The sequence below is a fragment of the Actinophytocola sp. genome (assembly GCF_035634895.1).
Lineage (GTDB): Bacteria > Actinomycetota > Actinomycetes > Mycobacteriales > Pseudonocardiaceae > Actinophytocola.
In genome coordinates this window covers 1-18,890 of sequence record NZ_DASQCC010000089.1, presented here as the reverse complement: position 1 = coordinate 18,890, position 18,890 = coordinate 1, and the positions used below count along the sequence as shown (strand labels likewise).

20 protein-coding genes and 1 pseudogene are annotated in these 18,890 nt (G+C 70.7%); 9 read left to right on the top strand and 12 right to left on the bottom strand.

All coding sequences use genetic code 11. The features are described 5' to 3' along the window. The first annotated feature begins 28 nt into the window (after positions 1–28). From VET29_RS12410 to VET29_RS12395, 4 genes are all read left to right on the top strand, one after another. Positions 29–1,024, top strand: a complete 996-nt coding sequence (locus VET29_RS12410) for an iron ABC transporter permease (RefSeq protein WP_324919386.1) — start codon at positions 29–31, stop codon at positions 1,022–1,024. Next, the gene (locus VET29_RS12405) at positions 1,021–1,809 is read left to right on the top strand and encodes an ABC transporter ATP-binding protein (RefSeq protein ID WP_324919343.1); all 789 of its coding nucleotides are present in this window, start codon (positions 1,021–1,023) and stop codon (positions 1,807–1,809) included. The genes VET29_RS12410 and VET29_RS12405 overlap by 4 nt, the downstream gene beginning before the upstream one ends. Positions 1,810–2,051: 242 nt before the next feature. Further along, positions 2,052–2,831 carry an SDR family oxidoreductase gene (locus VET29_RS12400; protein WP_324919341.1) on the top strand — a complete coding sequence of 260 codons (780 nt, stop codon included), beginning with the start codon at positions 2,052–2,054 and terminating at the stop codon, positions 2,829–2,831. 67 nt (positions 2,832–2,898) lie between these two features. After that, positions 2,899–3,960: a diacylglycerol kinase gene (locus VET29_RS12395; RefSeq protein ID WP_324919338.1), complete on the top strand. Its 1,062-nt coding sequence runs from the start codon at positions 2,899–2,901 to the stop codon at positions 3,958–3,960. Between the two features lie 582 nt (positions 3,961–4,542). On the opposite strand, the pseudogene lgt reads toward VET29_RS12395, so the two are convergent. The 6 genes and pseudogenes from lgt to VET29_RS12365 all read right to left on the bottom strand — a co-directional run. Next, positions 4,543–5,712: pseudogene (gene lgt / locus VET29_RS12390) on the bottom strand (prolipoprotein diacylglyceryl transferase); the annotation flags it as partial. Between the two features lie 105 nt (positions 5,713–5,817). Beyond that, positions 5,818–6,606, bottom strand: coding sequence for a tryptophan synthase subunit alpha (trpA, locus tag VET29_RS12385; RefSeq protein ID WP_324919336.1), 789 nt, complete (start codon positions 6,604–6,606; stop codon positions 5,818–5,820). Beyond that, entirely contained in the window at positions 6,603–7,823 is a 1,221-nt protein-coding gene (gene trpB / locus VET29_RS12380) for a tryptophan synthase subunit beta (protein WP_324919333.1), read from the bottom strand. Before trpB ends, trpA begins: the two co-directional genes overlap by 4 nt. 8 nt (positions 7,824–7,831) lie before the next feature. After that, a complete protein-coding gene (gene trpC, locus VET29_RS12375) occupies positions 7,832–8,641 on the bottom strand; it encodes an indole-3-glycerol phosphate synthase TrpC (RefSeq protein WP_324919331.1) in 810 nt (269 codons plus the stop codon). A 141-nt stretch (positions 8,642–8,782) separates the two neighbouring features. Next, the gene (locus tag VET29_RS12370; protein ID WP_324919329.1) at positions 8,783–9,244 is read right to left on the bottom strand and encodes a Trp biosynthesis-associated membrane protein; all 462 of its coding nucleotides are present in this window, start codon (positions 9,242–9,244) and stop codon (positions 8,783–8,785) included. Then, positions 9,237–10,778, bottom strand: a complete 1,542-nt coding sequence (locus VET29_RS12365) for an anthranilate synthase component I (RefSeq protein ID WP_324919327.1) — start codon at positions 10,776–10,778, stop codon at positions 9,237–9,239. Before VET29_RS12365 ends, VET29_RS12370 begins: the two co-directional genes overlap by 8 nt. 93 nt (positions 10,779–10,871) lie before the next feature. On the opposite strand from VET29_RS12365, the gene VET29_RS12360 reads away from it, so the two are divergent. Continuing rightward, positions 10,872–11,480 carry a TetR family transcriptional regulator gene (locus tag VET29_RS12360; protein WP_324919325.1) on the top strand — a complete coding sequence of 203 codons (609 nt, stop codon included), beginning with the start codon at positions 10,872–10,874 and terminating at the stop codon, positions 11,478–11,480. 208 nt (positions 11,481–11,688) lie between these two features. Here the strand turns inward: VET29_RS12360 and hisI are convergent, their stop codons facing one another. Both hisI and hisF read right to left on the bottom strand, forming a co-directional pair. Next, positions 11,689–12,024 carry a phosphoribosyl-AMP cyclohydrolase gene (gene hisI / locus VET29_RS12355; protein ID WP_324919323.1) on the bottom strand — a complete coding sequence of 112 codons (336 nt, stop codon included), beginning with the start codon at positions 12,022–12,024 and terminating at the stop codon, positions 11,689–11,691. Next, positions 12,021–12,782, bottom strand: coding sequence for an imidazole glycerol phosphate synthase subunit HisF (hisF, locus tag VET29_RS12350; RefSeq protein ID WP_324919321.1), 762 nt, complete (start codon positions 12,780–12,782; stop codon positions 12,021–12,023). The genes hisI and hisF overlap by 4 nt, the downstream gene beginning before the upstream one ends. Before the next feature lie 41 nt (positions 12,783–12,823). Here hisF and VET29_RS12345 point away from each other — a divergent pair, with 41 nt between their 5' ends. Beyond that, entirely contained in the window at positions 12,824–13,396 is a 573-nt protein-coding gene (locus VET29_RS12345) for a TetR family transcriptional regulator (protein ID WP_324919319.1), read from the top strand. A gap of 49 nt (positions 13,397–13,445) precedes the next feature. Here VET29_RS12345 and VET29_RS12340 read toward each other — a convergent pair whose 3' ends face one another. Continuing rightward, positions 13,446–13,814, bottom strand: coding sequence for a YciI family protein (locus VET29_RS12340; protein WP_324919317.1), 369 nt, complete (start codon positions 13,812–13,814; stop codon positions 13,446–13,448). 125 nt (positions 13,815–13,939) lie between these two features. Between VET29_RS12340 and VET29_RS12335 the strand changes: the two genes are divergently transcribed. Beyond that, positions 13,940–14,278: a PadR family transcriptional regulator gene (locus VET29_RS12335; protein WP_324919315.1), complete on the top strand. Its 339-nt coding sequence runs from the start codon at positions 13,940–13,942 to the stop codon at positions 14,276–14,278. Between the two features lie 289 nt (positions 14,279–14,567). Then, positions 14,568–14,768 (top strand): hypothetical protein, encoded by a 201-nt coding sequence (locus VET29_RS12330; protein ID WP_324919313.1) that lies wholly within the window; start codon positions 14,568–14,570, stop codon positions 14,766–14,768. Positions 14,769–14,862: 94 nt separating this feature from the next. On the opposite strand, the gene VET29_RS12325 is transcribed toward VET29_RS12330, so the two are convergent. The 3 genes from VET29_RS12325 to VET29_RS12315 form a co-directional block, all read right to left on the bottom strand. Next, a complete protein-coding gene (locus VET29_RS12325) occupies positions 14,863–15,708 on the bottom strand; it encodes a type II CAAX endopeptidase family protein (protein ID WP_324919311.1) in 846 nt (281 codons plus the stop codon). Between the two features lie 103 nt (positions 15,709–15,811). After that, positions 15,812–16,468: a response regulator transcription factor gene (locus tag VET29_RS12320; protein ID WP_324919309.1), complete on the bottom strand. Its 657-nt coding sequence runs from the start codon at positions 16,466–16,468 to the stop codon at positions 15,812–15,814. Beyond that, positions 16,465–17,562, bottom strand: coding sequence for a sensor histidine kinase (locus VET29_RS12315; protein ID WP_324919307.1), 1,098 nt, complete (start codon positions 17,560–17,562; stop codon positions 16,465–16,467). Before VET29_RS12315 ends, VET29_RS12320 begins: the two co-directional genes overlap by 4 nt. A 76-nt stretch (positions 17,563–17,638) precedes the next feature. Between VET29_RS12315 and VET29_RS12310 the strand changes: the two genes are divergently transcribed. Next, positions 17,639–18,538, top strand: coding sequence for a DUF5829 family protein (locus VET29_RS12310; RefSeq protein ID WP_324919305.1), 900 nt, complete (start codon positions 17,639–17,641; stop codon positions 18,536–18,538). The last annotated feature ends 352 nt before the right edge of the window (positions 18,539–18,890 follow it).

Here is an 18,890-nt window from a genome sequence, read left to right as displayed (position 1 = left end):
GCGGCCTACTCGGCTGCGGGCCGTGGCGGTGGTCATCGCCGTTGTGACGTTGCTCGGCGTCGCTTCCGTCTCCGCGTTGCTCGGTGCCGCCGATCTCGGCTGGACGCGGGTCGTGCGCGAGGTCTGGGCGCAGCTCACCGGCGGCACCTCGCCCCTCTCCGCGACCGAGGCGGCCATCGTCTGGGAGGTCCGGGTGCCTCGGGTCGTGCTCGCCGGGCTGGTCGGCGCGGCGCTCGCGGTGTCGGGCGCCGCGTTCCAGGGTGTCTTCCGCAACCCACTGGCCGATCCCTACCTCCTCGGCGCCGCCGCCGGCGCGGGTATGGCGGCCACCATCGTCGTGGTCGCCGCGCCGCAGACCACCGGGTGGGTCCTCGGGCCCCTGCCGATCGCCGCGTTCGCCGGGGCCATCGGCGGGGTGTCGCTCACCTGGCTGCTCGGCCGCTCCGCCGGCGGCGGGACCGCGGTGCTCCTGCTCGCCGGTGTGGCCGTCGCCTCGTTCCTGACGGCGGTGCAAACGTTCGCGCAGCAGCTCAACACCGACACCATCAAGCAGGTCTACAGCTGGATGCTCGGCGGCCTCAACACGACCGGCTGGCGCGAGGTCCTCATCACCGTCCCCTACATCGGCGCGGCCGCCGTCGTGCTCTGCCTGTGCGCACGGCTGCTCGACGTTCTCGCGGTCGGTGACGACGAGGCCGCGTCCCTCGGCGTCAACCCCGCGCGGGTCCGGGTGGTCGTGCTGCTCGCGGCCTCTCTCGCGACCGCCGCCGCGGTGGCGGTGAGCGGGCTGATCGGTTTCGTCGGGATCGTGGTACCGCACGTGGTCCGGCTGCTGGCCGGCGCGAGCTACCGCGTGGTCGTGCCGCTGTCACTGTTCGGCGGCGCGACGTTCCTGATCATCACCGACTACATCGCGCGTACCGCGTTCGCGCCGGCCGAGGTGCCGATCGGGGTGATCACGGCGTTCACCGGCGCGCCGTTCTTCCTGCTGGTACTACGCATGTACCGGGGACGGCTGCGATGACCGCCCTGACGCTCGACGCCGTGAGCGCCCGGTACGGCACCCGGGTCGTGACCTCGGACGTGTCCATCTCGGTCGAGCGGGGCGGCTGGCTCGCGATCATCGGACCCAACGGCGCGGGCAAGTCGTCACTGCTGAAGGCCGTCGTCGGCATCGTGTCGCACGACGGGTCGGTCCTGCTGGACGGTGTGCCGGCGTCGTCGCTGTCCAACCGGGAACGCGCCAAGGCCGTCGCCTACGCGCCGCAGACCCCGCAGCTGCCGGACCGCCTGACGGTCACGGACTACGCACTGCTCGGCCGCACGCCGCACCTGTCGCCGCTGGCGCGCGAACGGCGGTCGGACCTGGCGGTGGTCTCGACGGTGCTGGAGCGCCTGGACCTCGGGGCGCTGGCGACCAGGGCGCTGCAGACGTTGTCGGGCGGGGAACGCCAGCGGGCGGTGCTGGCGCGGGTACTGGCCCAGGAGTCCAGCCTGCTGCTGCTGGACGAACCCACCACCGGCCTGGACATCGGCCACGCTCAGGCGCTGCTCGACCTCATCGACCGCCTCCGCCACGAGGAAGGCGCCACGGTGGTCAGCACCCTGCACGACCTGACCCTCTCGGCCCAGTACGCGACCCAACTCCTGTTGCTGGACAACGGGAAGGTGGTCGCGACCGGCACCCCGGACCAGGTGCTGACCCGCGACACGATCGAACGCCACTACGCCGCGACGGTCGAGGTCCTCCACACGACATCCGGCCAACTGGTCGTCGCCCCCACCCGCGAGTCCCGCATTCAAACATAGCGAGTCGCGCGTTCAAACATAGCGAGTCCCGCGTTCAGACATGCCGAGTTGCGCGCTCAAACATGCCGAGTTGCGGTTTCGTGCTGATCGTCATGTGCACGAGATCGCAACTCGGTATGCGCGAACGCGAGACTCGCGGTGCGGGTGCGCGAACGCGAGACTCGCGGTGCACGAACGCGGGACTCGGTGTGGGTGGACGCGGGACTCGCGGCGGGAGTGGTAGAACGTGTTACAGTTTGGCCGTGATCCTTGATCGGTTTCGGGTGGTGGATCGGGTTGCCGTGGTGACCGGGGCCGGGCGGGGAATCGGTGCGGCCACCGCTGTTGCGCTTGCTGAGGCCGGGGCCGACGTCGTCATCGCCTCGCGGACCGCCGGGGATCTCGACGCCGTCGCCGAGCGGGTCGCGGCAGCCGGGCGGAAGGCTCGGGTCGTCGCCGTCGACCTGTCCGATGTGGACGCCGCCGCAGGGCTCGCGGAGATCGCGCAGGACACGTTCGGGCGGCTGGACATCGTGGTCAACAACGTCGGCGGCACCTACCCTCGGCCGTTCCTCGACACCGACCACCGCTTCCTCGAGGATGCCTTTCACTTCAACGTCTCCACCGCGCACGCGCTGACCAGGGCCGCGGTCCCGCTCATGACCGAGGGCGCGGTCGTCAACATCTCGTCGATCATGGGCCGGGTCAGCGGGCGCGGCTTCCTCGCGTACGGCACGGCGAAGGCGGCGCTGGCCCACTACACCGAGCTGGCCGCGTACGACCTCGCGCCGCGGGTCCGCGTCAACGCCATCGCCGTCGGGTCCGTCGCGACCTCCGCGCTCGACATCGTGCTGACCAACGAGGAACTCCGCGACCGAATGGCACAGGCCACGCCACTGCGTAAGATCGGCGAGGCGGAGGACATCGCCGCGACCGTGCTGTTCCTGGCCTCGCCGGCAGGTGCCTACGTCACGGGCAAGGTCCTCGAGATCGACGGTGGCCTGCAACAACCGAACCTGGACCTGGGACTTCCTGACCTATGAGCGGAGCTTGCGGCGCGAGTCGGCGACGTTCGGGACGCCGGTGCCACGGAGCCCGCGAGGGAGCGGCATGAGAGTCGTGCAATGGAGCACGGGAAACGTCGGGCGGCACGCGCTGGCGGGCATCGCCGCGCGCCCGGACCTGGAGCTGGCCGGCGTCTGGGTGTCCACAAAGGACAAAGTGGGGCGTGACGCCGGTGAGCTGGCCGGCATCGAGCCCCTCGGCGTCACTGCGACCGACGACGCCGACGCGCTCCTGGCGAACAAGCCGGACTGCGTCGTGTACACCGCCATGGCCGACGACCGGCTGGCCGAGGCACTTGACGACCTCGCGCGGATCCTGCGCGCGGGCGTGAACGTCGTCGCGAGTGGACCGGTGTTCCTGCAGTACCCGTTCGGCGTGGTGCCCGATGACCTGCTGACGCCGCTCCAGTCCGCCGCGGCGGAGGGTGGCGCGTCGCTGTTCGTCAACGGCATCGACCCCGGCTTCGCGAACGACTGGCTGCCGCTGGTGCTGACGTCGGTGAGCCAGCGCATCGAGCAGGTGCGGTGCCTGGAGATCCTGGACTACGCGACGTACGACAACGCGAAGGTCCTGTTCGACATCATGGGTTTCGGGCATCCGCTGGACGAGACGCCGATCCTGCTGCAACCCGGTGTGCTGTCGCTCGCGTGGGGCAGCGTGGTGCGGCAGTTGGCGGCGGGACTCGGGGTGACGCTGGAGCGTGTGGAGGACTTCGCGACGAGGCTGCCCGCGCCGCACCGGATCGAAGTGGCGTCGGGTGTCATCGAGGAGGGCACGGCCGCGGCACTGCGGTTCGAGGTGCGCGGGATCGCGAGCGGCCGGGCGGTGTTCGTGCTGGAACACGTCACGCGGCTGCACCCGGACCTGGGCCCGGACTGGCCGACGATGCCGGGACAGGGCGGGTATCGCGTCGAGGTGACGGGCGAACCGAACTACACGCTGGACCTGCGCCTGGAGGGTTCGGACGGCGACCACAACACCGGCGGCCTGAAGGCGACGGCCATGCGGTTGGTGAACGCGATCCCAGCGGTGGTGGCGGCCAAGCCGGGCCTGCTGACTGCGTTGGACCTGCCGCTGATCACCGGCCGCGGCCTGGTCACGGGCTAGTCACGCGCTAACCCGGACTGACCGGCAGACGCAGAGACCGGCAGACACTCGGACCGGCAACCTCGCCGACCGACCGGCGGCCTCCGGCCCCCGGTTTCAACGCTACCGGAGTGCACTGACAATTCCGGTGATCAGCGTGCGCGAACGGACCGTTCGTACGCAACGTCCGGGAACGGGACGATGGCACGAGCAGTGTCGGGAACGCGGCCCCTGCCGGTCGGGTGATGGCCCCGCCGGTCGTCAGCCTTCCGACTTTGCGGACGCGTCGGCCTTCTTTTCGGCGGCCGTGTCGGCGGTCGCGGCGGCCGTGTCGGCCGGGGGCTTCTCGGCGACCGGCTTCTCAGCATCGGCTTTCTTCGTGCCGCCGGCCTTTTTCGTGGCGGCCTTGTTCGCGTCGGCCTTTTTCGTGGCGGCCTTTCCTGTCGCGGGCTTTTCCGCAGCAGCGGGTATTTCCGTCGCGGGCTTCTCCGTGGGCGTCTCAGCCTTTTCCGCGGCGGGCTTCTCGGCGTCAGCCTTCTCTGCCACGGGCTTGGCCGGCTTTTCCGCAGCGGGCTTTTCGGGCGTTTCCTTCGCGGGGGAAGACTTGGCGTCGGCGGCCTTGGGGTCAGCCTTTGCCGGTTTGCCGGACTCCTCGTCTTCGGCGGCCTCGTCGGAGTCCTCGGCGTCGTCGGAATCCGCGTCCTTGGCCTTCGCGTCCTTGGCCTTCGCGTCCTCGTCGGGCTTTGCCTTGTCATCGGAACCGCCGGAATCACCAGAGTCACCGGCGTCGTCAGAGCCAGCGGCGTCGCCGGAGTCCGGTCGGGGTGCGTCCTTGCCGAGCAGCAGTGCCGGGTCCTCGCGTTCACCGCGCGACCGTGCCAGAACGAAGTACACCGCCGCGCCAAGGAACACCAGGATCGAGACCCAGACATTGATCCGGACGCCGGCCACGTGGGTCGCGTCGTCCGTGCGCATCAGCTCGATCCACGTCCGGCCAAGGGTGTAGCCCATGACGTACACCGCGAACGCGCGCCCGTGGCCCAGCCGCAGCTTCCGGTCCAGCCACACGACCAGCACCGCCACCAGTGCGTTCCAGATCAGCTCGTACAGGAACGTCGGATGGACCGGACTTCCCTCGATCGCGATGTGGTTGACCGCCACGCCGTTGAGGTTGTCGTCCTGCCCCAGGTCGTTCACGCGCCGGTAGATCTCCAGGCCCCACGGCAGGTCGGTGTGCCCTCCGTACAGCTCCTGGTTGAAGTAGTTGCCGATGCGTCCAATGCCTTGTGCCGCCACGATCCCCGGCGCGATGGCGTCCGCGAACACAGGCAGCGGCACGCCCTTGACGCGGCACCCGATCCACGCGCCGACCGCGCCCAGCGCGATCGCGCCCCAGATGCCCAGTCCGCCGTCCCAGATGCGCAGGGCGTCCAGGGGGTGCTTGCCAGGCCCGAAGTACCGGTACCAGTCGGTCGCCACGTGGTAGAGCCGGCCGCCTACCAGGCCGAACGGCACCGCGAAGACCGCGATGTCCACGATCGTGCCGGACGTGCCACCACGGGCGATCCAGCGCCGCTCACCCCACCAGATCGCCAGGATGATGCCGGCGATGATGCACAGCGCGTACGCGCGGATCGGGATGGGCCCCAGGTGCCACACGCCACGGTCCGGGCTGGGGATGGTGGCCAGGAAGACGCTCGACGCCGCAGTCACGCGCGTCACCGTAACGGGCGACGTCGGACCGTGGTGCGGCAGGTCCCCAACTGAATGCATCCGGGCACGATCGGGCGTATCCAAGCAGTCACGCCCTGTGCTTCCATAACGGGTGCTGAGCGTGACGAGAGGAGCCGCTTTTGCGTAACCGGGAGTACTAGCGGACTAGCGGACGACCAGCGGGCGGCGGACTCCTTCGGCAAGCTCCGCCGCCAGCTTCTGCACCCCGCCGACACCTTCCGCTGCCCGCGACACGAACGCCGAGCCGACGATCACCGCGTCCGCGAAGCCGGCGATCTCGGCCGCCTGCTCGCCCGAGCGGACCCCGAGCCCGACCCCGACCGGCAGTGACGTGTGTGCCCGCGCCCTGGCCACCAGGGCGGACGCCCCCGAGCCGACCGCGGCCCGCGCGCCGGTCACGCCCATGACGGCCGCCGCGTACAGGAAACCGCTGGTCGCGGCCGTCGTTGAGGCGATCCGCTCCTCGGTCGAGGACGGCGCCACCAGGAAGATCCGGTCCAGGCCGTGCGCAGTGGAGGCCTCGAGCCAGTCCTCGGCCTCGTCCGGGACCAGGTCCGGTGTGATGATGCCCAGCCCGCCGGCCGCGGCGAGGTCGCGCGCGAACCGGTCGACGCCGTAGTGGTAGACCGGGTTCCAGTACGTCATGACCACGGCCTTGCCGCCGGCCGCCGTCACCCGCTCGACCACCGTGAACACGTCACGCAGCCGGAAGCCGGCGGACAGCGCCTCGGTGGCGGCCGCCTGGATCGTCGGGCCGTCCATCACCGGGTCGGAGTACGGCACGCCGACCTCGACCAGGTCGCAGCCGGCCTCGACCATGCCGGTCAGCAGCTCCGCCGAGACGTCCACCGAGGGGTAGCCCGCCGGGAGGTAACCCACGAGGGCACCGCGGCCCTCGGCCCGGGTCCGCTCGAAGAGCGACGCCAGACTCATGACGTGAACCCGAAGTACGACGCGGCGGTGTCCATGTCCTTGTCCCCTCGCCCGGACAGGCAGACCACGATCAGCCCGTCGGGCCCCAGTTCCTGCCCCAGCTTGATCGTGCCGGCCAGCGCGTGCGCCGACTCGATGGCCGGGATGATGCCCTCGGTCCGCGACAGCAGCTGGAACGCGGCCATGGCCTCGGCGTCGGTCACCGAGCGGTACTCGGCGCGGCCGGTGTCCTTGAGCCACGCGTGCTCGGGACCCACGCCCGGGTAGTCCAGGCCGGCGGAGATCGAGTACGCCTCGATGGTCTGGCCGTCCTCGTCCTGCAACAGGTAGGACTTGGCGCCGTGCAGCATGCCGGGCGAGCCCTCGGACAGCGTCGCGCCGTGCTCACCGGACTCGATGCCGTGGCCGCCCGGCTCGAAGCCGACCAGCCGCACGTCCTTGTCGTCGATGAAGCCGTGGAAGATGCCGATCGCGTTGGAACCGCCGCCGACACACGCGGTGACGGCGTCCGGCAGCCGGCCGGCCTGCTCCAGGACCTGCGCGCGGGCCTCGTTGCCGATGACCTTGTGGAAGTTCCGGACCATCATCGGGAACGGGTGCCCGCCGGCGGCCGTGCCCAGCAGGTAGTGCGTGGTGTCGACGTTCGCGACCCAGTCGCGCAGCGCCTCGTTGATGGCGTCCTTCAGGGTCCGCGAGCCAGTGGTCACCGGGATGACCTCGGCGCCCAGCAGCCGCATGCGAGCCACGTTCAGCGCCTGGCGCTTGGTGTCGACCTCGCCCATGTAGACGACGCAGTCGAGGCCCATCAGCGCGCACGCGGTGGCGGTCGCGACGCCGTGCTGGCCGGCGCCGGTCTCGGCGATGACTCGCTTCTTGCCCATCCGCTTGGTGAGTAGCGCCTGGCCCAGCACATTGTTGATCTTGTGTGACCCGGTGTGGTTCAGGTCCTCGCGCTTGAGGAAGATCCGCGCGCCGCCGGCGTGCTCGGCGAACCGCGGCGCCTCGGTGAGCAGCGACGGCCGCCCCGCGTAGTCGCGGAGCAGCCGGTTGAACTCGTCGAGGAAGTCCGGGTCCTGCCTGGCCTTGTCGTAGGTGGTGGCCAGCTCGTCCATGGCCGCGATCAGGGCCTCTGGCAGGAACCGGCCGCCGTACGGGCCGAAGTGCCCCCGCTCGTCCGGGTCGTGCTCGTCATGGTCGTGCGGCTGCTTGTCGGTCATCGCTTCCGTCACCGGCTGGGCCTGGGGCACGCCGGGTGTGAACCCGCCGTGACCAGCTGGATCAGCGCCGCCTTCGGGTCCGGGGCGGACACGAGGCTCTCGCCGACCAGCACCGCGTCGGCGCCCGCGCCGGCGTGGGTCATCAGGTCGCCCGGTCCGCGAATCCCGGACTCGGCGATCTTCACGGTCTCGAACGGCAGACCGGGCGCGAGCCGGCCGAAGACCTCACGGTCCACCTCGAGGGTGTGCAGGTCACGCGCGTTGATGCCGACCACGGACGCGCCGGCCTCCAGCGCCCGGTCGCACTCCTCGGAGTTGTGCACCTCGACCAGCGCGGTCATGCCAAGCGACTCGACCCGGTCGAGCAGCGACACCAGTGCGTTCTGCTCCAGTGCCGCGACGATCAGCAGCACGATGTCCGCGCCGTGCATGCGTGCCTCGTGCACCTGGTACGGCGACACGACGAAGTCCTTGCGCAGCAACGGCACGTCGACGGCGGCACGCACCGCGTCGAAGTCGGCGAGCGAGCCGCCGAACCGGCGCTGCTCGGTGAGCACGCTGATCACCCGCGCACCCGCGTCGGCGTAGTCCTTGGCCAGCGTCGCCGGGTCGGCGATCGAGGCCAGATCGCCCTTCGACGGGCTGCGTCGCTTGATCTCCGCGATGACGCTGATGTCGGCACTGCGCAGCGCCGAGACCGCGTCACGCGGCGGCGGCGCCTTGGTCGCCTTCTCCTTCAGGACGTCGAACGGCATCGCCGCCTCGCGAACCGCGAGGTCGGCACGCACACCTTCGATGATCGAGTCGAGAACACTCACCGGCCACGCTCGCTGGTCGGTACCGGCTTCGTAGTGGCCGACTCCGATGAATCGCTCGTGCTATCCGTCACCAGCCCTGCCCCTTCCCGCTCAAGGGATGCTAACCCCGCACCGTCGTGGCACTTCCCACGGGTGCCGGGTTCACCGTTGGTCCCCGGTCGGATCCTGGCCGTGCGACAGGTCATCCCACATGTCCTGGTGCGGGTCGCCGGATCGGCCGCGCGTGTTCGCCAGCTGATATTTAGCACCCATTGTCGGCAGTGTGGTGGCGTTCCGCACAATCAGCAGGCCAGCGGCCAGGAAGAGCAGGCCGCCGAGCAGTGCGAGACCGCGACCGCTCATCAGGTGCCACGGTCCTGACGTGGCGATCCCCTGCCAGCACACGAAGACGCCCGCGGCCGCGATGACCGCGCCGAGCATCCGCCGCGCCCAGCCGCCGACGGCGAACACGCCGAGGAGGCTCGCGAGCGAGAGCAACGCCAGCGCGTCGAACCCGGAGGTCAGCTGGTGGTCCGCCCCCCAGCCGACCTTGGTCGCGCCCCACAGCGCCGCCGCGGTGCCCAGCAGGAGCACCGCGATTATCCACAGTGGACGTTTACGCACGGTCCGCCGCTGCACGCATCGTCTCGGCGGTGGCGATCGCGGCGAGGACCGCGCCCGCCTTGTTGACACACTCGTCGTCCTCCGCGATCGGGTTCGAGTCGGCCACGATCCCGCCGCCGGCCTGCACGTACGCGGTGCCGTCACGCATCAGCGCGGTGCGGATGGCGATGGCGGTGTCGGCGTCGCCCGCGAAGTCGAGGTAGCCCACCACGCCGCCGTACAGGCCGCGCCTGGTCGGCTCCAGCTCCTCGATCAGCTCCATCGCCCTGGGCTTCGGCGCGCCCGAGAGCGTCCCGGCCGGGAAACACGCGGCCACGGCGTCGTAGGCGGTCCTACCCTCGGCCAGCTGGCCCGTCACGGTCGACACGATGTGCATGACGTGGCTGTACCGCTCGACCCGGAAGAAGTCGACGACGTGCACCGAGCCGGGCTTGCAGACCCGGCCCAGGTCGTTGCGGCCCAGGTCGACGAGCATGACGTGCTCGGCGCGTTCCTTCTCGTCGGCCAGCAGGTCCTTCTCGAGGATCGCGTCCTCGTCCGGATCCATGCCACGCCATCGGGTACCCGCGATCGGGTGAGTGGTCGCCTGCCCGTCGCGCACCGTGACCAGTGACTCGGGGCTGGAGCCGACGATGTCGAACCCGTCGAGACGCAGCAGGTACATGTACGGGCTGGGGTTGGTGGCCCGCAGCACGCGGTAGACGTCGAGCGGGTCGGCCTCGGTCGTCACCTCGAAGCGCTGGGAGACGACGACCTGGAAGGCCTCGCCGGCGTGGATGGCCTCCTTGGCGGCGTTGACGGCCGCCATGTGCTCCTCCTGCGTCCGCCTGCGCAGGTACCGCGGCTTGACCCGCTCGTAGATGGCGACGGTAGGCGGGGCGGGCGTGTACAGGGCCCTGGTCATCTCGTCGAGGCTGCGTACCGCGTTGTCGTAGGCCGCGTCCACCCGCTCGGGGCTGTCGTCCCAGTTCACCGCGTTGGCGATGAGCGTGATCGTGCCCTCGTGGTGGTCGAGCGCGGCGAGGTCGGTGGCCAGCAGCATGACCAGCTCGGGCAGGTGGAGGTCGTCGTCGGTGAGGTCCGGCAGGCGCTCAAGCCTGCGGACGGCGTCGTAGCCGATGTAGCCGACCATGCCGCCGGTCAGCGGCGGGAGGCCCGGGAACGGGTTGGTGTGCAGGCGCTGGATGGTCTCGCGCAGGGCGGCCATGGGGTCGCCGCCCTCGGGCAGGCCGACGGGCGGCGTGCCGGTCCAGACGGCCTCGCCGTTCCGTTCGGTGAGCGTGGCGGCGCAACGCACGCCGACGAACGACCATCGTGACCACGACCGCCCGTTCTCCGCCGACTCGAACAGGAACGTCCCCGGCCGGCCCGCGGCGAGCTTGCGGTAGACCCCGACGGGCGTCTCGGCGTCGGCGAGCACCCGGCGGACGACCGGGATGACCCGGCGGTCCGCGGCGAGCCGGCGGAACTCCTCCCGCGTGGGGCTGACCACGCCCAGCCCGGTGGCGGGAGCGGCATCGATCACAGTGGCCATGGCGCCATTCTGCCGGGCGGGTCCTCGCCGGTGCGTCCGGGCCAAAATTCAGCCATTGTTGAAAAAATTCGCGGCCTCGCGCATGATGGACGAGTGACGGAGAAGACGCAAGGGGTGCGGCGGCGGGGGCGCCGGCCAGGCGGGACGGACACGCGGGAGGCGTTGCTCAACGCCGCCCGCGAGGTGTTCATCGAGCAGGGCTTCGACGGGGCGACCGTGCGCGCGATCGCCAGCCGCGCCGGGGTGGACGCCGCGATGGTCAACCACTGGTTCGGCGGCAAGGAGGGCCTGTTCGGCGAGGCTGTCCTGAAGCTGCCGTTCAACCCGCAGGACATCCTCTCGGACCTGCTCACCGCCGACGCGGAACACATCGGCGACGCCATCGTGCGCCGTTTCGTCACCACGTGGGACACGACCGGGGGTGGGGTCTTCACCGCGCTCATGCGCAGCGTGGCCAGCCACGAGGAGGCCGCGATGATGCTGCGCGACTTCTTCTTCAAGCACATCTTCAAGCACGTGATCGGCCGACTGGCCCCCGACAACCACGAACTCCGCGCCACCCTCGTCGCCACCCAGATCGTCGGCATGGGCATGATCCGCTACGTGGCGAAGTTCGAACCGTTCGCATCCGCCGACGTAGACATCGTCTCCGCCGCCGTAGCCCCAACCCTCCAGCGCTACATAACCGGCAAGATCGACTAACCCCGCGGGTCCCGCCCTCACACCCCGCGAGTCCCGCGTTCAGACATGCCGAGTTGCGCGTTCAGACATACCGAGTTGCGGTTTCGTGCACACCAAGACCCGCACGCAAACCAGGATCTGCACGAATCCGCAACTCGGTGCGCGCGTACGCGGGACTCAGTGTGGGCGAACGCGAGACTCGCGGTGTTTGAATGCGGGACTCGCGGGGTTAGAGGGGGGTGTTGTCGAAGCAGGTTTTTGTGCCGGTGTGGCAGGCGGGGCCTTTTTGGTCGACGATCAGTAGGAGGGTGTCGCCGTCGCAGTCGAGGCGGACCTCGTGGACCTGTTGGGTGTGGCCGGAGGTTTCGCCCTTGACCCACAGGGTGTCCCTGCTGCGGGAGTAGTACGTGGCGCGCTTCGTCGACAGGGTGAGTGCCAGGGCCTCGTCGTTCATCCAGGCGACCATCAGGACCTCGCCGGTCCCCCGCTGTTGCGCGACCGCGCACACCAGGCCGTCCGCGTTGCGCTTGAGACGGTCGGCGATCTTCGGGTCCAGAGTGGTCACCGGACCACGACCTCGGCCTGGCGCAGGGCGTCCTTGACCTCGCCGATGCGCAGCTGTCCGAAGTGGAAGACGCTTGCGGCGAGCACCGCGTCCGCGCCGGCCTCGACCGCGGGTGGGAAGTGCGCGACATCGCCGGCGCCGCCGGAGGCGATCAGCGGGACGTCCACCTCGGCCCGCACCTTGCGGATCAGCTCCAGGTCGAAGCCCGCCTTCGTGCCGTCGGCGTCCATGGAGTTCAGCAGAATCTCGCCGACGCCGAGCGCCTGACCGCGGGCGGCCCACTCGACCGCGTCGATGCCGGTGCCCCTGCGGCCGCCGTGGGTGGTCACCTCGAAGCCGGACGGGGTGCCGGGCGCGCGGCGCGCGTCGACCGACAACACGATGCACTGCGCCCCGAAACGTTGGGACGCCTCGGAAAGCAGCTCCGGCCGGAGAATCGCGGCGGTGTTGATCGAGACCTTGTCCGCGCCGGCCCGCAACAACCTGTCCACATCGGACACCTCGCGCACGCCGCCGCCGACGGTCAGGGGGATGAACACCTGCTCGGCCGTGCGGCGCACCACGTCGAACGTGGTCTCGCGGTCGCTCGCGGACGCGGTCACGTCCAGGAAGGTCAGTTCGTCCGCGCCCTCCGCGTCGTAGGCACGCGCCAGCTCGACCGGGTCGCCGGCGTCGACCAGGTCGGTGAAGTTGACGCCCTTGACGACCCGCCCGGCGTCGACGTCCAGGCAGGGGATCACTCGGACAGCTACTGACATGGGGTCGAGGATACTGGCGGTCAGGAGCGAGAGGAGCGGACGTGGCGCGGACCGGGCGGCGGCCTGGGCAGACCCAGACCAGGGAGGGCATCCTGGCGGCTGCCCGCAACCAGTTCGCGGAGCGCGGGTACGGCGGCGCGACCATCCGCGGCATCGCCGCCGAGGCGGGGGTGAACCCGGCGCTGGTGCACCACTTCTTCGGCTCGAAGGACCAGGTGTTCGTGGCCGCGCTGAACCTGCCGGTCAACCCGGCGGTGATCGTCGACAGCATCCTGGCCGGACCGCGCGAGCGGATCGGCGAGCGGATCGTGCGGTTGTTCCTCGGGCTGTGGCAGCAGCCGGAGACGAGGGCCCCGTTCCTGGCTCTGCTCCGCTCCGTGGCGAACAGTCCCGAGGTGGCGCAGCAGCTGCGGACGTTCATGGAGACCGCGGTCCTCGCGAAGGTCGCCGCGGCGCTCGACCTGCCCACGCTGCGCCTGACGGCCGCCGTCTCGCAGATGATGGGCCTCGCGATGGTCCGCTACGTCCTGGCGGCCGAGCCGATGGCGTCCGCGTCGGACGACGAGGTCGCCGAGCTGATCGCGCCGGTCATCCAGCAATACTTCGACGCCTAGCGCCACGCCCGGCGGGTGGCCGGCCGGTGACCGGCCCACCGCCGGGAGGTCACCCCGGCAGGTCCTCGAACTCCACGACCTGCCGCACCTCGACCTCGATCTCGATGCCCTCGAACAGCCGGATGTACTGCCGCGCCAGCTCGACGGCCTCGGTCCGGTCCTTGGCGTTGATCAGCGCGAAGCCCCCGATGACCTCCTTGGCCTCGGTGAACGGGCCGTCGGTCACGGTGACCCCCTCGGTCCTGGCCTTGCGGACCAGTGAGCCCTTCTCGGACGGGTGCACGCCCTCGGCGGTGATCAGCACCCCCTTCTCGGTCCAGTCCTGGATGGTCCGGCCCATCTTCGCCATGAACTCCGGGGTCGGGTTCCACGCCTCGGGGACGCTCTCGTCGAGCCGGTGCATCATCAGAAACCGCATGGTCACTCCTCGTGTCTTCCGGCCGGTCCGTCCCGGCCGACACTCCCGCGTCGAACGGCCGCACGCGATTTCGACACACCGACCCCGAATTGCGGATAGTTAGTTCATCGGTATATACAGATGGCATGATCGATGGCGCGTTGCGGGAGCCGACCTTCCTGATCCTCACGGCGCTGGCGGCCCGCCCCCAGCACGGGTACGGGATTCTGCGCGACGTGGCGGAGATCTCCGACGGCCGGGTCCGGCTGCGTGCCGGCACCCTCTACACCGCGCTGGACCGGATGGGCACGGACGGGTGGGTGGCCGTCGACCGGGAGGAGGTCGTCGACGGCAGGCTCCGTCGCTACTACCGGCTGACCGACCAGGGGGCGGCCAGGCTGGCGGCAGAGGTGCGGAGACTGCGGGCCCACACCCGCGCGGCGGAGCAGCGCCTGCGCACCCGGCCGCAGGGAGGGACGGCATGAGCACGCCCGAACGGGCCGGGCGCGCTGTTCGACATGCCATGGGGAGCGAATTTCCCGGACGCGCCGGTGTTGGTGATCTGGCTGGCCGTAGCCGTACTGGGGGTGCTACGGAAGCGCCGCGCCGCCGCGGTGGGGGCCTGGCTCGGCACGGCCGGGTTCCTCACGCTCACGTTCTTCGCGCCGTCTCAACACTGGTGGTTCGGGGTCGACGCGGGCTGGGTGGAACTTCGGCGCCCTGACCGCCGTCGCGCTGACGTGGTCGCCGGGACCGGCCCGCGGCCGGGAGCTGGTGCACCGGAGCGGGATCGTCGTGCTGGGCGCCTCGGTCGCCGGCGCGGTCCTGGCCAGGATGTTCGGCTACGGCGACGACCTCTGGGACACCGTGGGGCTAGTGCTGCCGGTCGCCGGCGCCGTGGTGGCCTCGCGCCATGGTCGCGAGCCGGGCGGCGGGCCGCGCTGGTGCTCGCGCTGCCCGTCCTCCCGGTGTTGATGTGGCGGTGTCGGCGTGCCGCTGCTGTTGCCGCTGGCCCTGGGCGGCCTGCCGCGACGCGTCCGGCGCCGCGGCACCCCGGTGGCCTGAGCGGTCAGGCCTGCTTGCCGCGGGCGCGGATCAGACCGCGGCGGCGGGCCGACCGGAGGAAGAAGTAGATCGGCACGACGCTGACGATGATGGCGAAGATGCTCGCCTCCGGACCGAACTGGCCGCCGGTGACGAGGTCCGAGCCGGGCATCGAGGAGTGCAGCAGGGACAGCGACTCGGTGCGGCCGCCGGACGCGGTGGCGCCGAAGATGCCGGTCTCCGCGAAGTTCCAGGCGAAGTGGATGCCGATGGGCACCCACAGGCTCCGCGTGGCGATGTACGCGGCGCCGAGCATGAGGCCGGCCTCCATCGCGATGGACAGCGCGCCCCAGATGGTCGCCTTGGGGTTGAGCAGGTGCACGCCACCGAAGAAGACGGCGGAGATCACCAGTGCGACCGTCGTGCCGGTGAGCTCCTCAAGCACACGCAGCAGCACACCGCGGAAGACCAGCTCCTCGCCGACCGCGACCGCCGCCATCAGGCCGAACGCGGCGACCGCGTCCCAGAACGAGCCCCCGCCGGTGATCTTGTAGCCGCCGAAGACCGCGATCAGGCCGATCGCCGCGACGAACAGGGCCAGGCCGACGCCGGCGCCGCGGAGCAGTCCCTTCGACGCGTCCGCCCACCGCAGCTCGTCGGGGCTGCGCCGTTCGACGAACCGGATGGCGCCGTGGTAGAGCAGCAGCGCGAGCGCCGCGAACACCAGGCCCACGATGAGGCACCAGAACGGCGCCCCGGTGGTCGCGGGGACGACGACGGCGATCAGCGTGCTGGCGCCGAACATCACGATGATCAGCACGACGAGGCGTACCGCCGCGGGCCAGCGGGTGTTCGCAGCTGTTGAGGTCACGGGTCCACTCCTGTTCGTCCGAATGTCGTGGACGAAGCTATGGCCGGGACGGGGTCGGGATCATCGCGCCGCGGTGGGCAAACCGGGTAGCTCGCTCGGGGGACTACCTCGGCGACACGAGCCCGGTACGGTAGGCCAGGACAACGGCTTGGACACGGTCGCGGAGGTCGAGCTTGGTGAGGATGCGGGACACGTAGGTCTTGACGGTCTCGTGGCTGATCACCAGCTCCGCCGCGATCTCGGCGTTGGACATGCCTGCCGCGATGAGCGTGAGGACCTCGCGTTCGCGGCCGGTGAGCGCGGCCAGCGGCGCGGTCGACTCCGTGGGGCGCACCCGGTCCGCGTAGCGGCCGATGAGCTGGCGGGTCACGGCGGGCGCGAGCAGTGACTCCCCCGCGGCGATCGTGCGCACGCCGGCGATCAGCTCGGGCGGCGGCGTGTCCTTGAGCAGGAACCCGCTCGCGCCGGCACGCAGTGCCTCGTAGACGTACTCGTCGAGGTTGAACGTGGTCACCACGAGCACCCTGGCCGGGTTCTCGACGCCGGGGCCGGCCAGGCGGCGGGTGGCCTCGATGCCGTCGAGCATCGGCATGCGGATGTCCATCACGACCACGTCCGGCCGCATGCGTTCGACGGTCTGGACGGCGGTCCGCCCGTCCGCCGCCTCGCCGACGACCTCCATGTCCGGCTGCGCGTCGAAGATCGTGACGTAGCCGGTGCGCACGAGCGCCTGGTCCTCGCAGACCACCACGCGAATCATGTAACCCCCAGTGGAATCCTTGCGCTGACCCGGAAGCCGCCGTCCGGCGACGCGCCTGCGCTGAGGTCGCCACCGACCACGCTGACCCGTTCGCGCATGCCGACGAGCCCGCGCCCGCTGCCTCGGCCGAGGCCGGTCCTGGTCGTGCCGGCCGTGGTGACGGCCAGTTCCAGCCATTGGTCGCCGTGGTGAAGCTCGACGACGGTGCGCTTGCCGGCGGCGTGTTTGAGCGCGTTGGTGAGTGCTTCCTGGACGACGCGGTAGGCGGCCATCTCGGCCGGCCCGGCCATCGGGCGCGGCTCGCCGTGCTCGACCAGTTCGACGGGTTGGCCGGCCGCCCTGGAGCGGGCGACGAGGTCGGGCAGCGTGCCGGCCTGCTCCTCGATGTCGCCGTAGCCCTGGAGTGCGCCGAGCAGGTAACGCAGGTCGGTGAGCGCGTCGCGGCCCGCGTCGCTGATGGCTCGCAGGCCCACGGTGACGTTGTCGCCGGTGGCGTACTGCGCGGCGTCGGCCTGTACGACCATCGCGGTGACGTGGTTGGTGACGGTGTCGTGCAGCTCGCGGGCGATCCGCGCGCGCTCGGCCACGACGATCTCTTCTTCGGCCCGGCGCCGCCGCTCGGTGTGCTCCCGTGTCCAGCGACCGAAGCTCCAGCAGGTGACCAGCACGAACGAGAAGGTCACGTACTCCGCGACGGTCTCCGGCGACCCGGCGGCACGCAGCGCGGCCACGAACGCCACGTACACGGCGGCCGCCGTCACCGCGGTGGTGATCCGGTGCCGGGTGTGGTGCGCGCCGACGCTGTAGAGGGCGATGAGCAGCGCGAGCGACGCGAACGCGGTGGGGTAGCGGAGGAGTTGGAAGGCGATGAAGGAGCCGCCGACGACGGCGAGGCACGTGGCGGGCCACCGGCGCCGGACGACGAGCGGCAGGGCCTGGCCGAGAAGTAGGAGGATGCCCGCGGTGTCCAGCTGCCGGTTCCCGAACTCGCCGAGATCCACACCCTGATGCTCGGCGCCGGGGACGAACGACAGCACGACCAGGGCGACGGCCAGTGTGGCGTCCCAGGTGTGGCGCCACGTCCGCGGGGGCATGGCGCGAACGGTATCGAACGTCCAGCGTTTGCCCGCACGGCCCTGATCGGCGGTCCGTCGAACCTAGGATCGCGGCATGTCGCTTCGCCGGACGATTCTCACCGTGGCACTGACGGCCGCGGCCCTGACCGGGGCGGTCCAGCACGCCGCGGCCACGACGGACCGCCAGTTGTTGTTCTACAACCACTCCTACGGGGTCTTCGACCGCGAGACGGCCGACGCCATCGAGCGCTCGGACTACCTGCGCAAGTTCGCGAACTTCACCGTGCGCACGACGACCGGCACCGGCGGGCAGACGTGGACGGGCCGGTACCTGATGGGCCACGAGACGTACCTGGAGCTGTTCGGCGTCGGCGACATCCCCGGCCAGGACGGCACGCTCGGCTCGGCCGGCCTCGGCTTGGGCACGGAGCATGACGGTGATATCGAGACGATGGCGTCCCGCCTACCGGCCGAGGGCGTGCCGGACCCGCTGGAGTTCCTGCAGACACGAGACTTCGGCGACGGCGTACCGGTCCCGTGGTTCGACGCGGTCCTGACCGCGGAGCAGTACGACGCCTTCGGCGCGTGGGCGATGGAGTACCGGCCGGAGTACCTGGCCGATCCGCGGAGCGGCGTGGAGCCGGCGAGCTACCCGGGCGACGTGAGCCGGGAGCGCTACCTGAACGACGAGTACCAGAACCACCTGATGCGCGACATCACGGCTGTCCGCATCGCGGTGACGGAAGGGGACCTGGCGGACACAGTGCCACTCCTACGCGCGGGCGGTTTCGTCGTGCGGCCGACACCCGACGGCGGCGTCGTGGCCGTACGCGGCGGAACGACGATCAGGTTCGACAGCGTGGCGAGGGCCGACGCGGGGATGAAGCAGGTGGAGTTCTCGCTCAACAGGGCGGTTCCGTATCGCCATGTGGAGCAGTTGGGCAACTCGACGCTGGTGGTCGGCCCGGGCGCCCACGCGGTGTGGACGTTCTGAGGTAGTTCGAGGCCGCCGCAGGCTCGGCGCCGGCCGCTCGGTCGCAGACCGAGTGACGCGCGCCCACGCCCCAATGGTCGGGAAGGAATCGGAGGGCGGCGACCGGCCAGAACCAGCCTGGCACAAGGACGTCCGGGACAAGAGGTCCTTCCCCGGCGACGAGTCGGCGAGGACCTTCAGCAGGCAACCGGCAGCCCCGTTCCGCGAAAGGCTCGTTCACGACATTCTCCCTCCCCGCCCCCACCCCGGCCCTCCCCTTCCCTTCCCCACCCCCGGCCTTCCCCACCCCCGGCCCGGCCCAGCCCTCCCAGCCCACTCCCCCACCTCCACCCACCCCGGCCCTCCCCACGGC